This is a genomic window from Enterobacter sp. UPMP2061 (assembly GCF_053709615.1).
In genome coordinates this window covers 119,254-138,311 of record NZ_JBSKJP010000002.1, presented here as the reverse complement: position 1 = coordinate 138,311, position 19,058 = coordinate 119,254, and the positions used below count along the sequence as shown (strand labels likewise).

At 56.5% G+C, this 19,058-nt stretch carries 18 protein-coding genes; 9 read left to right on the top strand and 9 right to left on the bottom strand.

Annotation, left to right across the window (positions count from 1 at the left end):
- Nucleotides 1–61: 61 nt before the first annotated feature.
- Nucleotides 62–1,756 (top strand): nitrate/nitrite two-component system sensor histidine kinase NarQ, encoded by a 1,695-nt coding sequence (narQ, locus tag ACWKXX_RS06210; RefSeq protein WP_213812122.1) that lies wholly within the window; start codon nt 62–64, stop codon nt 1,754–1,756.
- A 141-nt stretch (nt 1,757–1,897) separates the two neighbouring features.
- Complete coding sequence (gene acrD / locus ACWKXX_RS06205) at nt 1,898–5,011, top strand: multidrug efflux RND transporter permease AcrD (RefSeq protein ID WP_017383494.1); 3,114 nt, start codon at nt 1,898–1,900, stop codon at nt 5,009–5,011.
- Nucleotides 5,012–5,120: 109 nt separating this feature from the next.
- Here acrD and ypfM read toward each other — a convergent pair whose 3' ends face one another.
- Entirely contained in the window at nt 5,121–5,180 is a 60-nt protein-coding gene (gene ypfM, locus ACWKXX_RS06200; RefSeq protein ID WP_015572204.1) for a protein YpfM, read from the bottom strand.
- A gap of 387 nt (nt 5,181–5,567) precedes the next feature.
- Between ypfM and ACWKXX_RS06195 the strand changes: the two genes are divergently transcribed.
- Genes ACWKXX_RS06195 through ACWKXX_RS06185 form a run of 3 tightly spaced genes read left to right on the top strand, consistent with a single transcriptional unit; the run spans nt 5,568 to nt 7,277 of the window.
- Nucleotides 5,568–5,924 (top strand): ArsC family reductase, encoded by a 357-nt coding sequence (locus tag ACWKXX_RS06195; protein ID WP_261666082.1) that lies wholly within the window; start codon nt 5,568–5,570, stop codon nt 5,922–5,924.
- Between the two features lie 3 nt (nt 5,925–5,927).
- Nucleotides 5,928–7,055 (top strand): succinyl-diaminopimelate desuccinylase, encoded by a 1,128-nt coding sequence (gene dapE / locus ACWKXX_RS06190; protein WP_023304190.1) that lies wholly within the window; start codon nt 5,928–5,930, stop codon nt 7,053–7,055.
- Between the two features lie 24 nt (nt 7,056–7,079).
- Nucleotides 7,080–7,277 carry a YpfN family protein gene (locus tag ACWKXX_RS06185; RefSeq protein WP_000383991.1) on the top strand — a complete coding sequence of 66 codons (198 nt, stop codon included), beginning with the start codon at nt 7,080–7,082 and terminating at the stop codon, nt 7,275–7,277.
- A gap of 39 nt (nt 7,278–7,316) precedes the next feature.
- On the opposite strand, the gene ypfH is transcribed toward ACWKXX_RS06185, so the two are convergent.
- The 6 genes from ypfH to dapA all read right to left on the bottom strand — a co-directional run bounded on the left by ypfH (nt 7,317) and on the right by dapA (nt 13,774).
- Nucleotides 7,317–8,012, bottom strand: coding sequence for an esterase (ypfH, locus tag ACWKXX_RS06180; RefSeq protein WP_023304191.1), 696 nt, complete (start codon nt 8,010–8,012; stop codon nt 7,317–7,319).
- 73 nt (nt 8,013–8,085) lie between these two features.
- Nucleotides 8,086–10,032, bottom strand: a complete 1,947-nt coding sequence (locus ACWKXX_RS06175; RefSeq protein ID WP_454540767.1) for a tRNA(Met) cytidine acetyltransferase TmcA — start codon at nt 10,030–10,032, stop codon at nt 8,086–8,088.
- Entirely contained in the window at nt 10,032–10,901 is an 870-nt protein-coding gene (gene ypfJ, locus ACWKXX_RS06170; RefSeq protein WP_001303362.1) for a KPN_02809 family neutral zinc metallopeptidase, read from the bottom strand. Before ypfJ ends, ACWKXX_RS06175 begins: the two co-directional genes overlap by 1 nt.
- Nucleotides 10,902–11,021: 120 nt before the next feature.
- Complete coding sequence (gene purC, locus ACWKXX_RS06165) at nt 11,022–11,735, bottom strand: phosphoribosylaminoimidazolesuccinocarboxamide synthase (RefSeq protein ID WP_001171626.1); 714 nt, start codon at nt 11,733–11,735, stop codon at nt 11,022–11,024.
- Between the two features lie 109 nt (nt 11,736–11,844).
- Nucleotides 11,845–12,879, bottom strand: a complete 1,035-nt coding sequence (gene bamC / locus ACWKXX_RS06160; RefSeq protein ID WP_100134786.1) for an outer membrane protein assembly factor BamC — start codon at nt 12,877–12,879, stop codon at nt 11,845–11,847.
- A 16-nt stretch (nt 12,880–12,895) separates the two neighbouring features.
- Nucleotides 12,896–13,774: a 4-hydroxy-tetrahydrodipicolinate synthase gene (gene dapA / locus ACWKXX_RS06155; protein WP_003860542.1), complete on the bottom strand. Its 879-nt coding sequence runs from the start codon at nt 13,772–13,774 to the stop codon at nt 12,896–12,898.
- Between the two features lie 145 nt (nt 13,775–13,919).
- Between dapA and ACWKXX_RS06150 the strand changes: the two genes are divergently transcribed.
- On the top strand, nt 13,920–14,489 hold the full coding sequence (locus ACWKXX_RS06150) for a glycine cleavage system transcriptional repressor (protein ID WP_000213743.1): 570 nt from the start codon (nt 13,920–13,922) through the stop codon (nt 14,487–14,489).
- Nucleotides 14,489–14,959 (top strand): thioredoxin-dependent thiol peroxidase, encoded by a 471-nt coding sequence (bcp, locus tag ACWKXX_RS06145; protein WP_015572198.1) that lies wholly within the window; start codon nt 14,489–14,491, stop codon nt 14,957–14,959. Before ACWKXX_RS06150 ends, bcp begins: the two co-directional genes overlap by 1 nt.
- 139 nt (nt 14,960–15,098) lie before the next feature.
- Here bcp and ACWKXX_RS06140 read toward each other — a convergent pair whose 3' ends face one another.
- Nucleotides 15,099–16,163 (bottom strand): AI-2E family transporter, encoded by a 1,065-nt coding sequence (locus tag ACWKXX_RS06140; protein ID WP_003860546.1) that lies wholly within the window; start codon nt 16,161–16,163, stop codon nt 15,099–15,101.
- Between the two features lie 220 nt (nt 16,164–16,383).
- On the opposite strand from ACWKXX_RS06140, the gene bepA reads away from it, so the two are divergent.
- Together bepA and arsC are read left to right on the top strand one after the other, a co-directional pair.
- Nucleotides 16,384–17,847: a beta-barrel assembly-enhancing protease gene (gene bepA, locus ACWKXX_RS06135; protein WP_017383502.1), complete on the top strand. Its 1,464-nt coding sequence runs from the start codon at nt 16,384–16,386 to the stop codon at nt 17,845–17,847.
- A gap of 13 nt (nt 17,848–17,860) precedes the next feature.
- On the top strand, nt 17,861–18,217 hold the full coding sequence (arsC, locus tag ACWKXX_RS06130) for an arsenate reductase (glutaredoxin) (RefSeq protein WP_017383503.1): 357 nt from the start codon (nt 17,861–17,863) through the stop codon (nt 18,215–18,217).
- Here arsC and ACWKXX_RS06125 read toward each other — a convergent pair.
- Nucleotides 18,214–19,038, bottom strand: coding sequence for a homeodomain-like domain protein (locus ACWKXX_RS06125; protein ID WP_017383504.1), 825 nt, complete (start codon nt 19,036–19,038; stop codon nt 18,214–18,216). The two genes, arsC and ACWKXX_RS06125, sit on opposite strands and share 4 nt — an antisense overlap.
- Nucleotides 19,039–19,058 lie beyond the last annotated feature (20 nt).

Genomic DNA, 19,058 nt, shown 5'->3' with positions numbered 1-19,058 from the left:
AGGAAGCCGAACTATTTCCAGTGAACCTGTGGCAGATCAATTTAATTCAGGAAGCTGATGAGTGACCGTTAAACGCCCCGTATCGGGAAGCCTGGCTCGGGCTTTCTTTTCGATGATTGTCTTGTCCGTTCTGATCAGCGCCATTGCGCTGGTCACACTCGCCAGCAGCCAGCGCGACGCCGAGGCGATTAACATCGCCGGCTCGCTGCGTATGCAGAGCTACCGCCTGGGCTACGAAATGCAGCGCGCCGGCCCATCGCTGGCAGAGCACCGCGCGGTCTGGCAAAAAACGCTGAGCGCGCCTGCGTTGCAGAAGCTAAACCGCTGGTATGTGCCAGAGGACGTCAATCAGCGTTACCAGCAGTTGCACCTTGGCTGGCAGGAGATGGACACGCGCATCGCCAGCGGCGATACCGGGTGGTATCAGAGCCACATTGAGGATTTCGTGGGCCGGATAGATGCCTTTGTGCTGGCGCTACAGCACTACACCGAACATAAAATTCAGCTGGTGATTTTCATGTCGCTGACGGGCGGCCTGGGCATCCTGCTGCTGGCGGTGGTGACCCTGCGGCGCATCCGCCGTCAGGTTGTGCTGCCGCTGAATAATCTGGTGGCGGCGAGCGAGCGTATCGAACAGGGGCAATTCGACACTCCCGCGCCGGATACTACGCTTCCCAACGAGCTGGGCCAGCTTTCCCGCGCCTTCAACCATATGTCGGCGGAATTACACACCCTGTACCGTTCACTTGAGCGCTCCGTTGCTGAAAAAACCCGCCACCTGAATGAAGCGCATCAGCAGCTCGAAATGCTGTTTAAATGCTCACAGGCGTTGAATACCGGGCAGATAGATAGCCACTGTTTCCGGCATATTTTGCAGATTGTGCATGACTATACGCAGATGAATTACCTGCAATTGCGCACCAGTGACGACTGGCAGCTTTACGAAGGACAGGAGTCCCCGGGCGAGAAAATGCACAATTTACCGGTGTTAATGCAGGACACCCTGTACGGCGAACTGCGCTGGCAAAGCGCGACCGGGGATGTTCCGCTGCCGCTCATGGAAAGCGTGGCGACGATGCTGGGCCGGGGGCTCTATTTCAATCAGGCGCAGAAACATTATCAGCAGCTGCTGCTGATGGAGGAGCGCGCCACCATCGCGCGCGAGCTGCATGATTCGCTGGCGCAGGTGCTCTCCTATTTGCGTATTCAGCTTACGCTGCTGAAGCATGCCGTGCCGGGCGACAATGCTCCGGCGCAGACCATCATTACGGACTTCTCCCGCGAGCTGAATAATGCCTGGCATCAGCTACGCGAGCTGCTTACCACCTTCCGCCTGACGCTCAATCACGCCAATCTTCCTGCCGCGCTACAGGAGTCTCTCGACGGGTTGCAAAGCCAGACCCGCGCGAAGCTGGTGCTCGACTGCCGTCTCTCATCGCTGGCGCTGGACGCACAAAAACAGGTGCACCTCTTACAGATTGTGCGTGAGGCAGTGCTGAATGCGATTAAACATGCCGACGCCAGCGAGATTGTGGTCAGCTGCGTCACCACCGCGGACGGCACTCACACGGTCACGATCCGCGACAACGGCATTGGTATCGGCGACGCCAGTGAACCGCCGGGGCATTACGGGCTGAATATCATGCGCGAACGCGCGGGACGGCTCGGCGGGACATTACACTTTTCTCAGCCGCCACAGGGTGGGACACAGGTCAGCGTAACGTTCCGGACGCCTGCGGCGCAGGCTGAAAAATAGCGAGAAAGAAGGCGCGCTGAAAAAAGCGCATGATAATTTACATTATCTCCTTTATTTCTCCACGTTTGACCTGGGCCTTACCGCTAAAGTTAGGCGGGCAATAAACAATAATGACGTGTAGCAAAACGAGGTCACACTTTAATGGCGAATTTTTTCATCGATCGCCCCATTTTTGCCTGGGTGCTTGCAATCCTGTTGTGTCTGACGGGTGTCCTGGCGATTACGTCCCTTCCTGTTGAGCAATACCCTGACCTCGCGCCCCCCAACGTGCGTATCACGGCGAACTACCCTGGCGCCTCGGCACAGACGCTGGAAAATACCGTCACCCAGGTTATCGAGCAGAACATGACGGGTCTCGATAACCTGATGTACATGTCCTCACAGAGCAGCGCCACGGGCCAGGCGACGGTAACCCTGAGCTTTACGGCGGGCACGGATCCGGATGAAGCGGTGCAGCAGGTGCAAAACCAGCTGCAATCGGCCCTGCGTAAACTGCCTCAGGCGGTGCAGAACCAGGGGGTGACCGTGCGTAAAACCGGTGACACCAATATTTTGACCATCGCGTTTGTTTCAACCGATGGCTCAATGGATAAGCAGGACATCGCGGACTACGTCGCCAGTAATATTCAGGACCCGCTCAGCCGTATCAACGGCGTGGGTGATATCGACGCCTACGGCTCGCAGTACTCCATGCGTATCTGGCTGGATCCCAACAAGCTGAACAGCGTGCAGATGACCGCCAAAGATGTCACCGACGCTATCGAATCGCAGAACGCCCAGATTGCCGTGGGGCAGCTCGGCGGTACCCCGTCCGTGGATAACCAGGCGCTTAACGCCACCATCAACTCCCAGTCGCTGCTCCAGACACCTGAACAGTTCCGCAATATCACGCTACGCGTGAATCAGGACGGTTCGGAAGTGCGTCTGGGGGATGTCGCCACCGTGGAAATGGGGGCGGAAAAATATGACTACCTGAGCCGCTTCAACGGTAATGCCGCGTCCGGGCTGGGGGTGAAACTGGCCTCCGGTGCCAACGAAATGGCGACCGCGCAGCGGGTGCTAGAGCGTCTGGATGAGCTGTCGCATTTCTTCCCGCACGGACTGGAGTACAAAGTCGCCTACGAAACCACCTCGTTCGTAAAGGCCTCCATCGAAGATGTGGTGAAAACCCTGCTCGAAGCTATCGCGCTGGTGTTCCTCGTGATGTACCTGTTCCTGCAAAACTTCCGCGCTACGCTGATCCCCACTATTGCGGTGCCGGTGGTGCTGCTGGGTACCTTTGCGGTGCTGTATGCCTTCGGTTACAGCATCAACACCCTGACCATGTTCGCCATGGTGCTGGCCATCGGTCTGCTGGTGGATGATGCCATCGTGGTGGTGGAAAACGTTGAGCGCATCATGAGCGAGGAAGGGCTTTCGCCCCGCGAGGCCACGCGCAAATCGATGGGACAGATTCAGGGCGCGCTGGTCGGTATCGCCATGGTGCTGTCGGCGGTATTTATCCCGATGGCGTTTTTTGGCGGCACCACGGGCGCGATTTATCGCCAGTTCTCGATCACCATCGTCTCTGCAATGGTGCTCTCCGTACTGGTGGCGATGATCCTTACCCCTGCCCTGTGCGCGACGCTGCTGAAACCGTTGCATAAGGGCGAACACCACGGTCAAAAAGGCTTCTTCGGCTGGTTTAACCGCATGTTTAACCGCAATGCGGCGCGCTATGAAGCGGGCGTGGGTAAAGTACTGCACCGCAGCGTGCGCTGGATGGTGGTTTATGTCCTGCTGCTCGGCGGCATGGTCTTCCTGTTCCTGCGGCTGCCAACCTCGTTCCTGCCGCTGGAAGATCGCGGCATGTTTATCACCTCCGTACAGTTACCCAGCGGCTCGACCCAGCAGCAGACCCTGAAAGTGGTGCAGAAGGTTGAGAACTACTTCCATACTCAGGAGAAAGATAACGTGGTCTCCGTCTTCTCCACCGTCGGCTCTGGCCCTGGCGGTAACGGGCAGAACGTGGCGCGTATGTTTGTGCGCCTGAAAGACTGGGACCAGCGTGACAGCGATACCGGCTCCTCCTTTGCCATCATTGAGCGTGCAACCAAAGCGTTCAACAAAATCAAGGAAGCGCGCGTTTTCGCCAGCAGCCCGCCCGCCATCAGCGGCCTGGGCAGCTCAGCCGGGTTTGATATGGAGCTTCAGGATCACGCGGGCGCCGGGCATGACGCGTTGATGGCTGCTCGCGACAAGCTGCTGGAGCTGGCCGGGAAAGATCCGCAGCTTACCCGCGTTCGTCATAACGGTCTGGATGACAGCCCTCAGCTACAGGTGGATATTGACCAGCGTAAAGCGCAGGCGCTGGGCGTCTCCATCGACGACATTAACGACACCCTGCAAACGGCATGGGGCTCAAGCTACGTGAATGACTTTATGGATCGCGGCCGCGTGAAGAAGGTCTACGTTCAGTCTGCCGCCAAATACCGCATGCTGCCGGACGATATCAACCGCTGGTATGTGCGCAATAACACCGGCGGCATGGTGCCGTTCTCGGCATTTGCGACGTCACGCTGGGAGACCGGTTCACCGCGTCTGGAGCGTTACAACGGCTATTCGGCCCTGGAGATTGTCGGTGAAGCCGCGCCGGGCGTCAGTACCGGTACCGCAATGGATATAATGGAAAAACTGGTTCAGCAGTTACCGACCGGCTTTGGCCTGGAGTGGACGGCGATGTCCTATCAGGAACGGCTTTCCGGCGCTCAGGCGCCTGCCTTGTATGCCCTTTCGCTGCTGGTGGTGTTCCTCTGTCTGGCGGCGCTGTATGAAAGCTGGTCAGTGCCGTTCTCGGTGATGCTGGTGGTGCCTCTCGGGGTCATCGGCGCGCTGCTGGCAACCTGGATGCGCGGCCTGGAAAATGATGTCTATTTCCAGGTCGGACTCCTCACCGTAATCGGATTGTCGGCGAAAAACGCCATTCTGATCGTCGAATTTGCCAATGAGATGAATGCCAAAGGTCACGAACTGATGGCCGCCACGCTGCACGCCTGTCGTCAGCGCCTGCGTCCGATCCTGATGACCTCTCTGGCGTTTGTGTTTGGCGTCCTGCCGATGGCCACCAGCTCCGGCGCAGGCTCCAGCAGCCAGCACGCGGTGGGAACGGGCGTTATGGGGGGAATGATTTCGGCGACGATTCTGGCTATCTATTTCGTACCGCTGTTCTTTGTGCTGGTACGCCGTCGTTTCCCGCTGAAGGATAAGCCGGAATAACACGTTGAAATAAAAAAGGCGGCTTTACAGGCCGCCTTTTTATTGTGTGATTCTTTCACACTATGGTTATTTTAGTTAATTAAGTGCTCTTGCATTTCTTACCGGAAATTCATTTACGAAGCATGCCTTCGATAAAATCTTTCCAGTTCCCCAGTTCACGTTCAATCATAACAACCTCTCTTATTATTATGTGCATTCTACGAAAACGTATCATCATTGTGAAGCCACTTTAACCGATTGCTGTGATTGAGCCCCGCTGTGCTGGTAGGTTTAGGATCACTATGAGCGTTGTCGGGTAAATTTTATGTGACCTACAGCAATATTTTGAAATAGTCGGAAAAATGACAGCATTTTTAATTTCCCCCTGAGTTTATTGGCAATTTAAACAGGGTGGACAACTATGCTTAAAAGATGAAAGACTATTCAGCTTACAGCTGTTCGTTGAATTATGGAGAATTGTAAATCCCGAAAAATTCCGAATGTGTTATATTCCACTTAAGGATATATCTTCGAAAATATTGAACATTTAATCCACAAAAGAACAAAAGGATTCACTATGGTTATGATGTACGGCATTAAGAATTGCGACACGATTAAAAAAGCCCGCCGCTGGCTGGAAGCACACAACATCGACTATCGCTTCCACGATTACCGTGCCGACGGGCTTGACCCCGCGTTTCTCCATTCCGCCATCAACGAACTGGGGTGGGAAGCGCTACTGAATACCCGCGGGACCACCTGGCGAAAACTGGATGAATCTCTCCGGGCCACGATCAACGACGCCGACAGCGCAGCCAAACTGATGCTTGAAATGCCGGCAATCATCAAACGCCCATTGCTCTGCAAGCCAGGTCAGCCTATGCTGCTGGGTTTCAGTGAAACCCTTTATTCAGATTTATTCGTTGAGGTGTAGTCTATGTCATGCCCGGTCATTGAGCTGACTCAGCAGCTTATTCGCCGTCCTTCCCTTAGCCCGGACGACGCAGGTTGTCAGGCATTAATGATTGAGCGCCTGCGTGCCATCGGTTTTACCGTGGAGCACATGGATTTTGGCGATACGCAGAACTTCTGGGCATGGCGCGGTCAGGGAGAGACGCTGGCGTTTGCCGGACATACTGACGTAGTTCCCGCAGGCGACGTAGACCGCTGGATCAACCCGCCTTTTGAGCCGACCATCCGCGACGGCATGCTTTTCGGACGCGGCGCTGCGGACATGAAAGGTTCTCTGGCTGCGATGGTCGTGGCGGCAGAGCGTTTCGTCGCCCAGCATCCGAACCATAAAAACCGTCTTGCGTTTTTGATTACCTCCGATGAAGAAGCCAGCGCCCACAACGGCACCGTGAAGGTCGTTGAGGCGCTGATGGCGCGCAATGAACGTCTGGACTACTGTCTGGTGGGCGAACCGTCCAGCACCGAAGTGGTGGGCGATGTGGTGAAAAATGGCCGCCGTGGATCCCTGACCTGTAATTTGACTATTCATGGCGTGCAGGGCCACGTTGCCTATCCGCACCTGGCGGATAACCCGGTACACCGCGCCGCGCCGATGCTGAACGAACTGGTAGGCATTGAATGGGATAAAGGCAACGAATTTTTCCCGCCAACCAGCATGCAGATAGCCAACATCAAGGCCGGCACCGGCAGCAACAACGTCATTCCCGGCGATCTCTTCGTCCAGTTTAACTTCCGCTTCAGCACCGAACTGACCGACGAGATGATCAAAGCGCGCGTGATTGCGCTGCTCGAGAAATATCAGCTGCGCTATACCCTCGACTGGTGGCTGTCTGGCCAGCCGTTCCTGACGCAGCGCGGTAAACTGGTGGATGCGGTGGTGAACGCCATTGCGCACTATAATGAAATTAAGCCACAACTGCTGACAACGGGCGGCACGTCTGACGGACGCTTTATCGCCCGAATGGGCGCACAGGTTGTCGAACTGGGTCCGGTTAACGCGACGATTCACAAAATCAATGAATGCGTGAACGCTGCCGATTTACAACTGCTGGCCCGCATGTATCAACGTATTATGGAGCAGCTCGTCGCCTGACGGGTGCTTAAAGAGGATTAGCGAATGGACTGGCTTTCAAAGTACTGGTGGATTCTGGTGTTGGTATTTCTGGTAGGCGTGCTGCTTAACGTGATTAAAGATCTCAAGCGCGTTGACCACAAAAAGTTCCTTGCCAACAAACCGGATCTTCCGCCGCACCGTGATTTTAACGACAAGTGGGACGATGAAGACGACTGGCCGAAGAAGGACCAGAAGAAGTAATCGCTCTGTTTCCCCTCTCACTAAAGAGAGGGGGACACCTCACATAAACTCGACGATATCATCGTCATTCGGCTTACCGCCGCTGAGCGCTTCATCAAAGTAGTGCTTCGGTACGGTATAACGCAGATGATCGAGCGCGAACTGCATGCTGCGATCGTCAATGGCATGCCCCAGATCGTCTACGATATCCAGCGTCACATCTCCGCCCTCGCGCATCAGCGTCTCCTGGGCAGCAACCGCATGCGAAAGCTCAATTACCCGGTCTTCCCCCCCATGAATGAGATGGATCGTGGTCTGCGTGGTCGCGCTTTGCGGTAACGTCGCAAAACGCCCGTTAAAGGCAATCACGCGGGACACCAGTCCGGGCTGCGCTTTTACGCTTTCCAGCGACATGATTGAGCCCTGAGAGAAGCCAATCAGCGCCGTTGCGTCGGCGCCTACGCCGCTCTGCTGCTGCCAGTAACGCACGGTATCGATAAAGGCTGGCATAACGGCATCAATACGCGCCTGACGATTCTCCTCCGTCACGCCCTCGACGGAAAACCACTGCCGCCCGTCCGGACCGCACGGCTCCACGCCGCCGATGCTGACGATCAGCGCCTGTGGGAAAACGGGTGCAAACCAGCTGCCAATCTGTCCCATATTGACGGCATTGTCGCCCACGCCATGAAACAGAAGCAGGAGCTGTTTAGCAGGGGTATCCGGGCTTTGCACAACAAAATGGTCATGTTTCATGGCGATCTCCTTAATTGATAAGCAGGATTTTACGCCTCTGCGGGGTAATGACCATGCCACTTTACTGAAGAACTCATTGAAAAAATTGCCATTGCAAAATGTCGGCTTTCAGCTGCTGGCTACGGGAGTAATCAAGCCTTTCAAGCGCGTGAGCGGTTTCCTCGCGTAGCTTCGCCAGCAACGCTTTGCGCCCGAAATCGTGCGTATTCCCTTCCATTTTCCCCCGCAGTGCCGGGAGCGGCATGTCCACGGCTAACAACAACCGCGTCAGCGCCGCAACCGAAGTTGAAAACGCCCGGTGAGCAAAGGCAAACCCCGCCAGCTCCAGCCAGTCGTCACTATTAAGGGTAGCTTCCCATGCATCCGTCACCGGGATCTTTTCGCCATTCCAGGCCGACAGGACGCGCATATCACGACATAACCGCTGATGCGCCTGTTCGCAGAGCTGATGCCCCGCCTCGCTCAGCGGCAGCAACGCCATCGCCGTATAGCACCCGCTGCTGGCTTCCCGGTGGCTGCCCATTCGCACCAGCACAAACCCGCACTGCCGCCAGAAACGCCACAGCTCGTCGGTATAGCCAAAGCTGACCGAGAGATAATCTTCTCCGCTGGCACTGCGGATCAGCCGCTGGCCGATGCCTTCCCGCTGGCGATGGGGATGAACCGCAATGCGGCTGACGCGTCGGCCTTTCAGCGTCGCCGCGAGCGGCGAGCCGCCGTGCGCTGCCAGCGACTGCGCCACCAGATTTCCACGCGGCCGACGAAAGCCCGCCCAGACTGCGCGGCTAAGTTCAGGGGGTAATCCCCCCTCCTCCACCAGCCAGAGCGCGCCCGCGATCTCCGCGCCCGCCTGAGCAACAGCAAAGTGCTGGCCGGGGGCGTCCATCATCCGGCGTAAATCGAGGGGTGACGTCCGGTAGTGCGCGGCGCAAAGCAGTTCATACACGCCTGCCCCGCGCGTCGGATCGCTCTCCCACATCCCGGGCTCCAGCGACGTTAAACGTACCTCGCCTTCCGGTTTGCGATCGATAAGCGCATCGTCGAACAGCAGCGCGTTCGCCACTATCCGCTCAAGGGGACATCCGGCAGCCCAGCGAACAGGCGTGGATAAGGTATAACGCCGCAGCCCGCTGAACCGGGCGCAGAACTTCAGCAGGAATCCCCTGCCCGTGCCTTCATAACCCTGCACCGTGGTGGTCAGCAACACGCGGGGAAAGCGCAACGCCAGCTTCTCCAGCAGCGGGCCGGGGATGGCGGCCGCCTCATCGACAATCAGCCAGTCAGCTTCTGTTGTGGAGGCCAGCAGCGCATCCGGGGCCATAAAGTGAAAATGTTCCCCGGCGAAACGCGCGATGACATCCGTCGCCCCTTTTGCCGGTGCCGTCACTACTGCACTCCCCTGAATGCCGTTGAGCAACATGCCCGCCAGGGCGGACTTTCCGCGTCCGCGCGGTGCCGTCACGGCGGCCACGCCCGCAGGCATGGTCAGAAGAGCGTCGAGGATCTCAGCTTGCTCGCGCTGCGGTTCACCGCTGGCGGGCTGCCAGGCGGGTAAAACTGGCGCAACGGGAAGGCACAGAGGACGATGTTGATGCCAGACGATGGCATCTGAATCGGCGTCAAGCGTCCGGCAAAAGTGGTGAACAAAGTGCGGGGTGGCGATCGGCTCGGCGCTGTCGCTCCAGCGTAGAGAATCCGCGTCGGGCCTGTTAGCCCAGACGGAGAACGGCGGCACCAGCAGCATCAGAAGGCTTCCGGCGCGCAGGGTCCCGCTGAGGGCGGCGAAGGCCGAGACGTCAAACCCGCGACGCGCGTCAAAAACGGCGTGAAGGTATTCACGTCCCAGCAGGCCGCTGATGGCCTTAGAGGGGTTTTCCTCCAGCCACAGCCAGTCTCCTGGTAACGTATCGCGAAGGATGGTCGCCTGGCTCAACGTCCACGCTTCATCGCCGCTGAGCACCACCAGCCGGCGGTGCCCGGTACGCTGAAGCTGGTTGACCAGCTGTTCAAACCCCAACATCACATAGCTTTGCCGAAGGTATTACACTGCGACGGGTTGCCGCTGTCGAAGCCACGCTTAAACCAGCTGTAGCGCTGCTCTGAGGTGCCATGGGTAAAGCTGTCCGGCACAACGCGCCCCTGGCTCTGCTGCTGCAAGCGATCGTCACCAATCGCCTGTGCGGCATTCAGGGCCTCTTCCAGATCGCCTGTTTCCAGCACGCCCTGCTGCTGCATGCTGTGTCCCCAGACGCCAGCGAAGCAGTCGGCCTGAAGCTCCATGCGTACGGACAGACGATTCACCTCCGCCTGAGAAGCATTCTGCTGCATCTGACGCACTTTAGGCTCAATGCCGAGGAGCTTCTGCACGTGGTGGCCAACTTCATGCGCGATCACGTAGCCCTGGGCAAAATCGCCGTCGGCGCCCAGCTTGCTTTTCATGTCGTCATAGAAGGAGAGATCGATATAGACGGTGCTGTCCGCCGGGCAGTAGAACGGCCCCATAACGGACTGCCCGGTGCCGCAGCCGGTGCGGGTTGCGCCCCGGTACATCACCAGTTTTGGCGGCTGATAAGTCCGCCCCATTTTCTCGAACTGCTGACCCCAGGTATCTTCGGTCGTCGCGAGAATAACGGAAGTAAATTTTGCCGCTTCATCTTCATTCGGGCTGATGGAGCGCTGAGAATACTGCTGCTGTTGCCCGGTTTCACCGGTCATCAAACCGGTCAGGTCGACGCCGTAGTAGCCCGCCACCAGCACGACGACCAGCAGAATAATGCCGCCCTTGCCGCTGGGTAACCGGAAACCTGGCCCGCCCATAGACGGACCACCGCCACCACTGCTGCGTCTGTCTTCTACGTTGTCACTTTCACGACGCCCTTGCCAGCGCATAAACACCTCGAACTATTCCATTTATAATAGCTATGATCGTAGGCGGTTAATGAAAGGATTACCATAGTAAACAAGGATAAGACGCCAAAGGATGCCAACATCCTTTGGCAAATGCGCAGTTTAGTCGAGCTTAACGCCTAAACGGTGAGCAACCGCTTCGTACGCTTCGACCACGCCACCCAGACTCTGGCGGAAACGGTCTTTGTCCATTTTATCCAGCGTCTCTTTGTCCCACAGGCGGCTGCCGTCCGGCGAGAATTCGTCGCCCAGCACCACTTCACCCTTGTACAGACCGAACTCCAGCTTGAAGTCGACCAGGATCAGGCCCGCGTCATCAAACAGCTTTTTCAGCACGTCATTGGCTTTGTAGGTCAGTTCCTGCATGCGCGCCAGGTTCTCTTTGCTTACCCAGCCGAAGGTTTCGCAGTAGGATTCGTTGACCATCGGGTCGTGCATGGCGTCGTTTTTCAGGAACAGATCGAACAGCGGTGGATTCAGTTCGATACCCTCTTCAATGCCCAGACGCTTCACCAGGGAGCCTGCGGCACGGTTACGGATCACGCACTCAACCGGCACCATATCCAGTTTTTTTACCAGACATTCCGTATCGGACAGCAACGCTTCCATCTGAGTCGGGATACCGGCTTCGGCCAGTTTGGTCATAATGAAGTGGTTGAACTTGTTGTTCACCATGCCCTTACGATCGAACTGCTCAATGCGTGCGCCGTCTCCTGCTGACGTATCATTGCGGAATTCGAGCACCAACAGATCCGGGTTTTCCGTGCTGTATACGGTTTTCGCTTTGCCACGATACAACTCAGCTTGCTTCTGCATCTTCATTACTCCTGGTGTGATGATTTGTATTCAAAACTGGCCATATTATGCCACGCACACGTTTGCGTAGCACGAAAATAAAAAGGGCTGGATTAACCAGCCCTCACTATTATTTGCTGAATGCGGCCTGGAAGGCAGCGACCAGCGCATCGTTCTGCGCCTGGGTCAGCGTGTGTCCTTTCGGATCGATAAATTGCAGGCTGCTGCGGTTATCGAGGTCGCCAACCTGGATTTTGTAGTCACCGGAAGGCAGCTGTGGATCGCTTGCCCCCAGCTCCTGCCAGGCGCTATCAGACAGCGGCTTATAGGTCGCTGTGATGCTGCCCGTTGAACGGGTGCTGTCGGTCACCTTCATGCCCACTTTTTCAAGCGTTGCTGGCAGGCGCTGCCAGGTCTGGGTAAACGGCGCACGCACCACCAGCATTGGCAGGCCGGTATCGTCTGCACCGCTCTGCACATCAAACGTTGAACCGTTACGGTTCTGCGCGGCGTTTGCGGCATCGGTAGCGTTCTTATCCAGACCAGCGGCAATCACGTTCAGCATTTCAGTGCTGTAGCGCTGCATGGCGGCCGGATCGGCAACCGGTTTACCTGCCTGCTCAAGATTCAACAGCTTAACGGTAACCGCCTGCTGATAACCCTGCGGCTTAACGGAGACTTGATAACGACCACGATACTGCTGGTCTTCATCGAGACGGTTCCACTCAATCCAGTCGGTGGTTAAGGTCTGGCTGGCGTCGTCGCGTTTATCAATCGTATAGTTTTTCGACTGAATAACGCTCACAACCTGCGGCCACAGCGTGGCACCGCGTGCGCTTTCCACCAGCAGAGAGACCGTATCACCGGTAAACTGCGTGCGCGCGCCACTCACCAGCGCCAGAGGCTGAGCCGGCGGACGAATATCAAGCGCTTTACCCACCAGGCCACTGCCGTTGGTAACCGGAATATTATAATCACCGTTCTGGATCGGCAGGATCATGCCGGCAGGCGCGTGAAGTTCAGCAAGCGGCGGCGCATCCAGATAGGATTCATCACCGCTCACCTGGCGCTTGTAGCGCGAGTCTGAACTACAGGCAGCGAGGAGCATAACAAGCGAAACACCCGCAACCTTCGCCAGGCGCGACTTCTGTACTGAATAAGCCATCAAATCTCCCTAAACTTTACAGCAAACCGGCATGCTTCAGCGCGCCAGCGACAATTTCACGACCGTGGTCGGTAATCGGTGTCATTGGCAGACGCAGCGTGTCGGTTGCTACAAGCCCCAACTCCTTACATGCCCATTTCACTGGGATCGGATTGGGTTCGACAAATAATTTATTGTGCAACGGCATCAGACGCTGATTAATCACGCGAGCTTCATCAAAGTGACCGGCTGCGGCCAGTTTGCACATGTCAGCCATATCACGCGCCGCCACGTTCGCCGTAACGGAAATCACGCCATTACCACCGAGCTGCATAAAGTCCAGCGCGGTCGCATCATCACCGCTCAACAGGATAAAGTCGTCTGAAACCAGCTCTTTGATCTGATGAACGCGGCTTAAGTTCCCTGTCGCCTCTTTAATCCCGATAATATTTTTTACTTTCGAGAGACGGCCAACGGTTTCCGGCAGCATATCGCAACCGGTACGGGACGGCACATTATACAGAATTTGTGGCAAGTCAGTATGTTCAGCGATGGCTTTGAAATGCTGGAACAAACCTTCCTGAGTAGGACGGTTGTAATAAGGGGTCACCGTCAGGCAGCCGACAATGCCGCTGTCGTTAAAACGCTGAGTCAGGCTAATCGCTTCTGCCGTTGCGTTTGCGCCCGTCCCCGCGATGACCGGAATACGCCCGTCCGCCAGTTCCAGGGTCAGCATCACAACGTCGCCGTGCTCTTCGTGGCTCAGCGTAGCGGATTCACCGGTAGTCCCTACCGAAACGATCGCCGAGGTTCCATTGGCGACATGGTAATCAATGAGCTTCTTCATGCTTGACCGGCAGACATTACCTTTTTCATCCATCGGTGTAACAAGCGCGACAATACTTCCCGTGAACATGAGCCATCCTCTGTGCGAACAAGAGCCTCAATGTTACGTTTGGAACTGTAATAAAAGCAAGCGACCTGAGGCTCTCAGGCGGTTGTATGCATGTTTTTTTTATGCTTTCCTTAGGAAGACTTAACCACGCAAAGGAAGAACAGGTTTGACAACCTCATCACAACATTACCTGGTTATCACTGCGCTGGGTGCTGACAGGCCGGGTATCGTGAATACCATCACTCGCCACGTGAGCAGCTGCGGCTGCAACATCGAAGATAGCCGGCTGGCTATGCTTGGCGAAGAGTTCACGTTCATCATGCTGCTTTCCGGAACATGGAATGCCATTACCCTCATTGAATCTACCCTGCCGCTGAAAGGCGCAGAGCTGGATTTACTGATTGTGATGAAGCGCACCACCGCGCGCCCGCGTCCGGCTCTGCCTGCCACGGTCTGGGTACAGGTTGAAGTGCCTGATTCACCTCATCTGATTGAACGTTTTACGGCGCTGTTTGACAGCCATCAGATGAACATTGCCGAACTGGTTTCCCGCACGCAGCCGGGCGATGAAAACGCAATCCCGACGCTGTTTATTCAAATTACCGCACACAGCCCTGCCTCGCAGGATGCGTCAAATATCGAGCAAGCGTTCAAAGCCCTCTGTACAGAATTACACGCGCAAGGCAGTATAAGCGTCGTCGATTATTCGCAGCACGAACAGGATGGAGTTGAGTAATGAACCCACTGAAAGCCGGTGATATCGCACCGAAATTTAGCTTACCGGATCAAGACGGCGAGCAAGTAAATTTGACCGACTTCCAGGGACAGCGTGTTCTGGTCTATTTCTACCCGAAAGCCATGACCCCGGGCTGTACCGTACAGGCCTGCGGTCTACGCGACAACATGGATGAGTTGAAAAAGGTCGGTGTGGAAGTGCTGGGCATCAGCACCGATAAGCCAGAGAAGCTGTCACGCTTTGCGGAAAAAGAGCTGCTGAACTTCACGCTGCTTTCCGATGAAGACCACCAGGTTTGCGAGCAGTTTGGCGTCTGGGGTGAGAAGTCCTTTATGGGCAAAACGTACGACGGTATTCACCGCATCAGTTTCCTGATTGACGCTGACGGTAAAGTTGAGCACGTGTTTGATGATTTCAAAACCAGCAACCACCACGACGTGGTGTTGAAGTGGCTGAAAGAGAACGCGTGATCATTTTAGTGCCGGGTGGCGCTGCGCTTACCCGGGCTACAAGGTAAATGCAAAACGGTAGCATGCGCTACCGTTTTTAGTGTTTGCCCCCTCTCCCCGCGGGAGAGGGTTGGAGTGAGGGCATCAGCCCGCACTAAATCTACTTCTCTTCCACCGCTGGCACGTCCGGCCACGCGTGGACCACGGCTTTAATCAGCGTCGCCAGCGGAATGGCGAAGAATACCCCCCAGAATCCCCACAGCCCTCCGAAAATCACCACTGACAGGATAATCACCAGCGGATGCAGGTTAACTGCTTCTGAGAACAGCACCGGTACCAGCAGGTTCCCGTCCAGTCCCTGAATAATCAGGTATACGGCGAAACAGCTCCAGAACTCCGTACCCAGACCAAACTGGAACAGCGCCACACCGACTACCGGAATGGTCACCACAAACGCGCCGATATACGGGATCAGAACCGAGAATCCGACCAGCACCGCCAGCAGCAGCGAGTAGTTCAGTCCGAAGATCACGAAGCCAATCCAGGTCGCCACGCCCACCACAATCATCTCCAGCACTTTGCCGCGAATGTAGTTGGTGATCTGCTGGTTCATCTCCTGCCAGACCTGACCGGCGAGACCGCGATTGCGCGGCAGCACGCGGCGCACCGCGTTCAGCATCTGCTCTTTATCTTTGACCAGGAAGAACACCATTAGCGGCACGAGAACAAGGTAAACCGCCAGCGTCAGCAGGCCTACCAGCGAGGCCAGAGAGTATTTCACCACCGAGTCACCCATGGTCATGATGCGGGCGCGCATGTTTTCGGCCATCGCATCGATGATCCCGGCGTCCATCAGCGCAGGATAGCGGCGCGGCAGCGTGGCGGCAAAATCAGACAGTTTATTCAGCATGCCGGGCATATCGCGGATCAGGTAGATCCCCTGTTGCCAGGCGATGGGCATCACCACGAAGGACATCAGCAGCAGAATGCCGACAAACAGCACCAGAACAATGCTGGTCGCCCAGCGGCGGGAACAGCCGATATGTTCCAGACGCGCGGTGGGCCACTCCAGCAGATACGCCAGCACAATCGCCACCAGTAGCGGCGCCAGCAGGCCACTAAAGAAGAACAGGATACCGAATCCGGCAACCAGAATGACCAGCAAAGCAATGGCTTCCGGGTCGCTAAACCGACGCCGATACCACTGCATTAACATTTCGAGCATACAACCCTTCCCTGAATCGAATGGCGGGAGTGAGACGGTGAATTGTATCTAACTGTCACAAAAAAGACTTTCCTTTTTGTTTCACTGTCAGGTTTCGCAAAACCCTGATGAATGGGATTTTCTTCATCTCTTAACACGGCTACACTCGCAGAGCAGCGGAGATGAACGTTATGCGGGTTCATCGGTCAAATTAGCACATCCAACATACAGGACAGTGGTTATGTTCAGGCAGTTGAGAAAAACACTGGTTGCGACACTGATTGCCGCCGTGACGGTGGGTCAGGTGTTGCCCGCTTTCGCTGACTCGTCCGATTCATTGCCGGACATGGGCACCACGGCAGGAAGCACGCTCTCCATCGGGCAGGAGATGCAGATGGGTGATTATTACGTACGCCAGTTGCGCGGCAGTGCTCCGCTGATTAACGACCCTTTGCTGGTGCAATACATTAACGGCCTGGGGATGCGTCTGGTGGCGCACGCCGACTCGGTAAAAACGCCCTTCCACTTCTATTTAATCAATAACGACGAAATCAACGCCTTCGCTTTCTTTGGCGGGAACGTGGTGCTGCATTCGGCGTTGTTCCGTTATTCCGATAACGAAAGCCAGCTGGCGTCCGTCATGGCGCACGAAATTTCGCACGTCACCCAGCGCCATCTGGCGCGTGCGATGGAAGATCAGAAGCGTAACGCCCCGCTAACCTGGGTGGGCGCGCTGGGCTCTATTCTGCTGGCGATGGCCAGCCCGCAGGCCGGGATGGCGGCGCTTACCGGGACGCTGGCGGGGACGCGTCAGGGGATGATCAGCTTTACCCAGCAGAATGAGCAGGAAGCAGACCGCATCGGCATTCAGGTTTTACAGCGTTCCGGCTTTGACCCGCAGGCCATGCCGAGCTTCCTGGAAAAACTGCTCGACCAGGCACGCTACTCGTCGCGCCCGCCTGAAATTCTGTTGACCCACCCGCTGCCGGAAAGCCGCCTCTCGGATGCGCGTAACCGTGCCAACCAGATGCGTCCGGTCGTGGTGCAGTCTTCGCAGGATTTCTACATGGCCAAAGTGAGAACGCTTGGCATGTACAACTCCGGACGTAATCAGCTCACCAGCGATCTGCTGGACGCGCTGGCGAAAGGCAACGTGCGCGAGAAAAACGCGGCGCAGTATGGTCAGGCGCTCCAGGCGATGGAGGCCAGCAAATACGATGAAGCGCGAAAAGCGCTACAGCCGCTGCTGGCGGCGGCGCCTGACAATCCGTGGTATCTCGACCTCGCCACCGATATCGATCTGGGGCAGAAAAAAGCGACCGATGCGATTAATCGCCTGAAAGGGGCGAGAGATCTTCGTAATAATCCAGTATTGCAGCTTAACCTGGCGAACGCCTACCTACAGGGCGGCCAGCCCGGCGAGGCGGTGACCATTCTGAACCGCTACACCTTTAACAATAAAGATGACCAGAACGGCTGGGAGCTGCTCGCCCAGGCCCAGGGGCAACTGGGTAACCGCGATCAGGAGCTGGCCGCGCGTGCGGAAGGTCTGGCGCTGGCGGGTCGTCTCGATCAGGCCATTTCCCTGCTGAGCAGCGCCAGCTCGCAGGTGAAGCTTGGCAGCCTGCAACAGGCCCGCTACGATGCGCGAATCGACCAGCTGCGCGGCCTGCAACAACGCTTTAAGCCGTACGAGAAGATGTAATAAAGGAGAAGTCATGACAGACGCGGTAAAAATTTACCATAACCCTCGCTGCTCCAAGAGCCGAGACACCCTCAGCCTGCTGAAGTCTAACGGCATCGAACCGGAAGTGGTGCTGTACCTGGAGACGCCGCCGGACGCGCAGACTATCCGCCAGCTGCTGAAGATGCTGAACATGGGCAGCGCACGCGACCTGATGCGTCAGAAAGAAGATCTGTATAAGTCGCTCAATCTGAACGATACCAGTCTCACTGAAGATCGGCTGATTCAGGCGATGGTCGACAATCCAAAGCTGATTGAGCGCCCGATTGTAGTGGCAAATGGCAAGGCGCGTATCGGCCGTCCGCCGGAAGACGTGCTCGAGATCGTCTAATCGTTACGCCGCAGCGCTTCCAGAAACGCCTGCGGCGTACGCTCTCCCAGCTTTTTCTGCGCTTTTCCCCGGTTGTAAAACTCACACAGTTGGATCAACAGCTCTCCCATCGGTTCACTGTTCACCCGCGGAATGATTTCGCGTAACGGCACGGTGACCTGAAGGGCGAGATAATACTGTGAATGCACTTTTACGGTGACGTTATGCTCCGGCAAGTTCACTTCTAGCCCAAAAGTCTCAACAGATTGAATATCAGCCGGACAGGCAGCCAGCACCTCGTTCGTCCAGCGGGTCAGCAACTGCGGCGATACGCCAGCATAAAGCCGGGCGTAACACCAGCCGCTGACGGGTTCACGCGCCCAGAGCAGGTGTTGCTCGCCACCGTCGTCCATATGCAGCGACAGCGGCTGATGATGCAGGAGTAGCTTCTGCGGCATGATCCCGGCCTTCAGCGCCTTTTTGCCCTGCAACGACGCCCCCTTTTGTTTTAGCGAGGCTGGTTTGAGGTAGCGGTTCAGGGTCGCGCGGGAAACGGCGATCCCGAGTCCGTCATTCACCAGCAGCAGCAGTTCATCCAGCGGTGCCCCGGTGATATCCCGCAGGGCATTTATCAGTGCCGCCTGCTCTTGTCTCAGCGCTTTGTGTATCACTTTTGGCGTTGTGTGGTTATCCGAAACCTGGTCGCGGTTGCGCCAGCGCCTGACGGTGGTGACCGAGATCCCCAGCTCAACGGCAAGCTCTCTGTCGCTTTTATCTGACTGCTGAAGATAGCGACGGATACGCGGCGTAGTGGTGGCGTTGGCATGCAGTTTGATTTCCATCGCGCCTCTCCTTAACTAAT

Excerpts from the sequence above, each read along its gene's own strand:
- acrD (WP_017383494.1), top strand. The coding sequence starts at position 1,898 with ATGGCGAATTTTTTCATCGATCGCCCCATTTTTGCCTGGGTGCTTGCA.
- ACWKXX_RS06195 (WP_261666082.1), top strand. The coding sequence starts at position 5,568 with ATGGTTATGATGTACGGCATTAAGAATTGCGACACGATTAAAAAAGCC.
- dapE (WP_023304190.1), top strand. The coding sequence starts at position 5,928 with ATGTCATGCCCGGTCATTGAGCTGACTCAGCAGCTTATTCGCCGTCCT.
- ACWKXX_RS06185 (WP_000383991.1), top strand. The coding sequence starts at position 7,080 with ATGGACTGGCTTTCAAAGTACTGGTGGATTCTGGTGTTGGTATTTCTG.
- ypfH (WP_023304191.1), bottom strand. The coding sequence starts at position 8,012 with ATGAAACATGACCATTTTGTTGTGCAAAGCCCGGATACCCCTGCTAAA.
- ACWKXX_RS06175 (WP_454540767.1), bottom strand. The coding sequence starts at position 10,032 with ATGTTGGGGTTTGAACAGCTGGTCAACCAGCTTCAGCGTACCGGGCAC.
- ypfJ (WP_001303362.1), bottom strand. The coding sequence starts at position 10,901 with ATGCGCTGGCAAGGGCGTCGTGAAAGTGACAACGTAGAAGACAGACGC.
- purC (WP_001171626.1), bottom strand. The coding sequence starts at position 11,735 with ATGCAGAAGCAAGCTGAGTTGTATCGTGGCAAAGCGAAAACCGTATAC.
- bamC (WP_100134786.1), bottom strand. The coding sequence starts at position 12,879 with ATGGCTTATTCAGTACAGAAGTCGCGCCTGGCGAAGGTTGCGGGTGTT.
- dapA (WP_003860542.1), bottom strand. The coding sequence starts at position 13,774 with ATGTTCACGGGAAGTATTGTCGCGCTTGTTACACCGATGGATGAAAAA.
- bcp (WP_015572198.1), top strand. The coding sequence starts at position 14,489 with ATGAACCCACTGAAAGCCGGTGATATCGCACCGAAATTTAGCTTACCG.
- ACWKXX_RS06140 (WP_003860546.1), bottom strand. The coding sequence starts at position 16,163 with ATGCTCGAAATGTTAATGCAGTGGTATCGGCGTCGGTTTAGCGACCCG.
- bepA (WP_017383502.1), top strand. The coding sequence starts at position 16,384 with ATGTTCAGGCAGTTGAGAAAAACACTGGTTGCGACACTGATTGCCGCC.
- arsC (WP_017383503.1), top strand. The coding sequence starts at position 17,861 with ATGACAGACGCGGTAAAAATTTACCATAACCCTCGCTGCTCCAAGAGC.
- ACWKXX_RS06125 (WP_017383504.1), bottom strand. The coding sequence starts at position 19,038 with ATGGAAATCAAACTGCATGCCAACGCCACCACTACGCCGCGTATCCGT.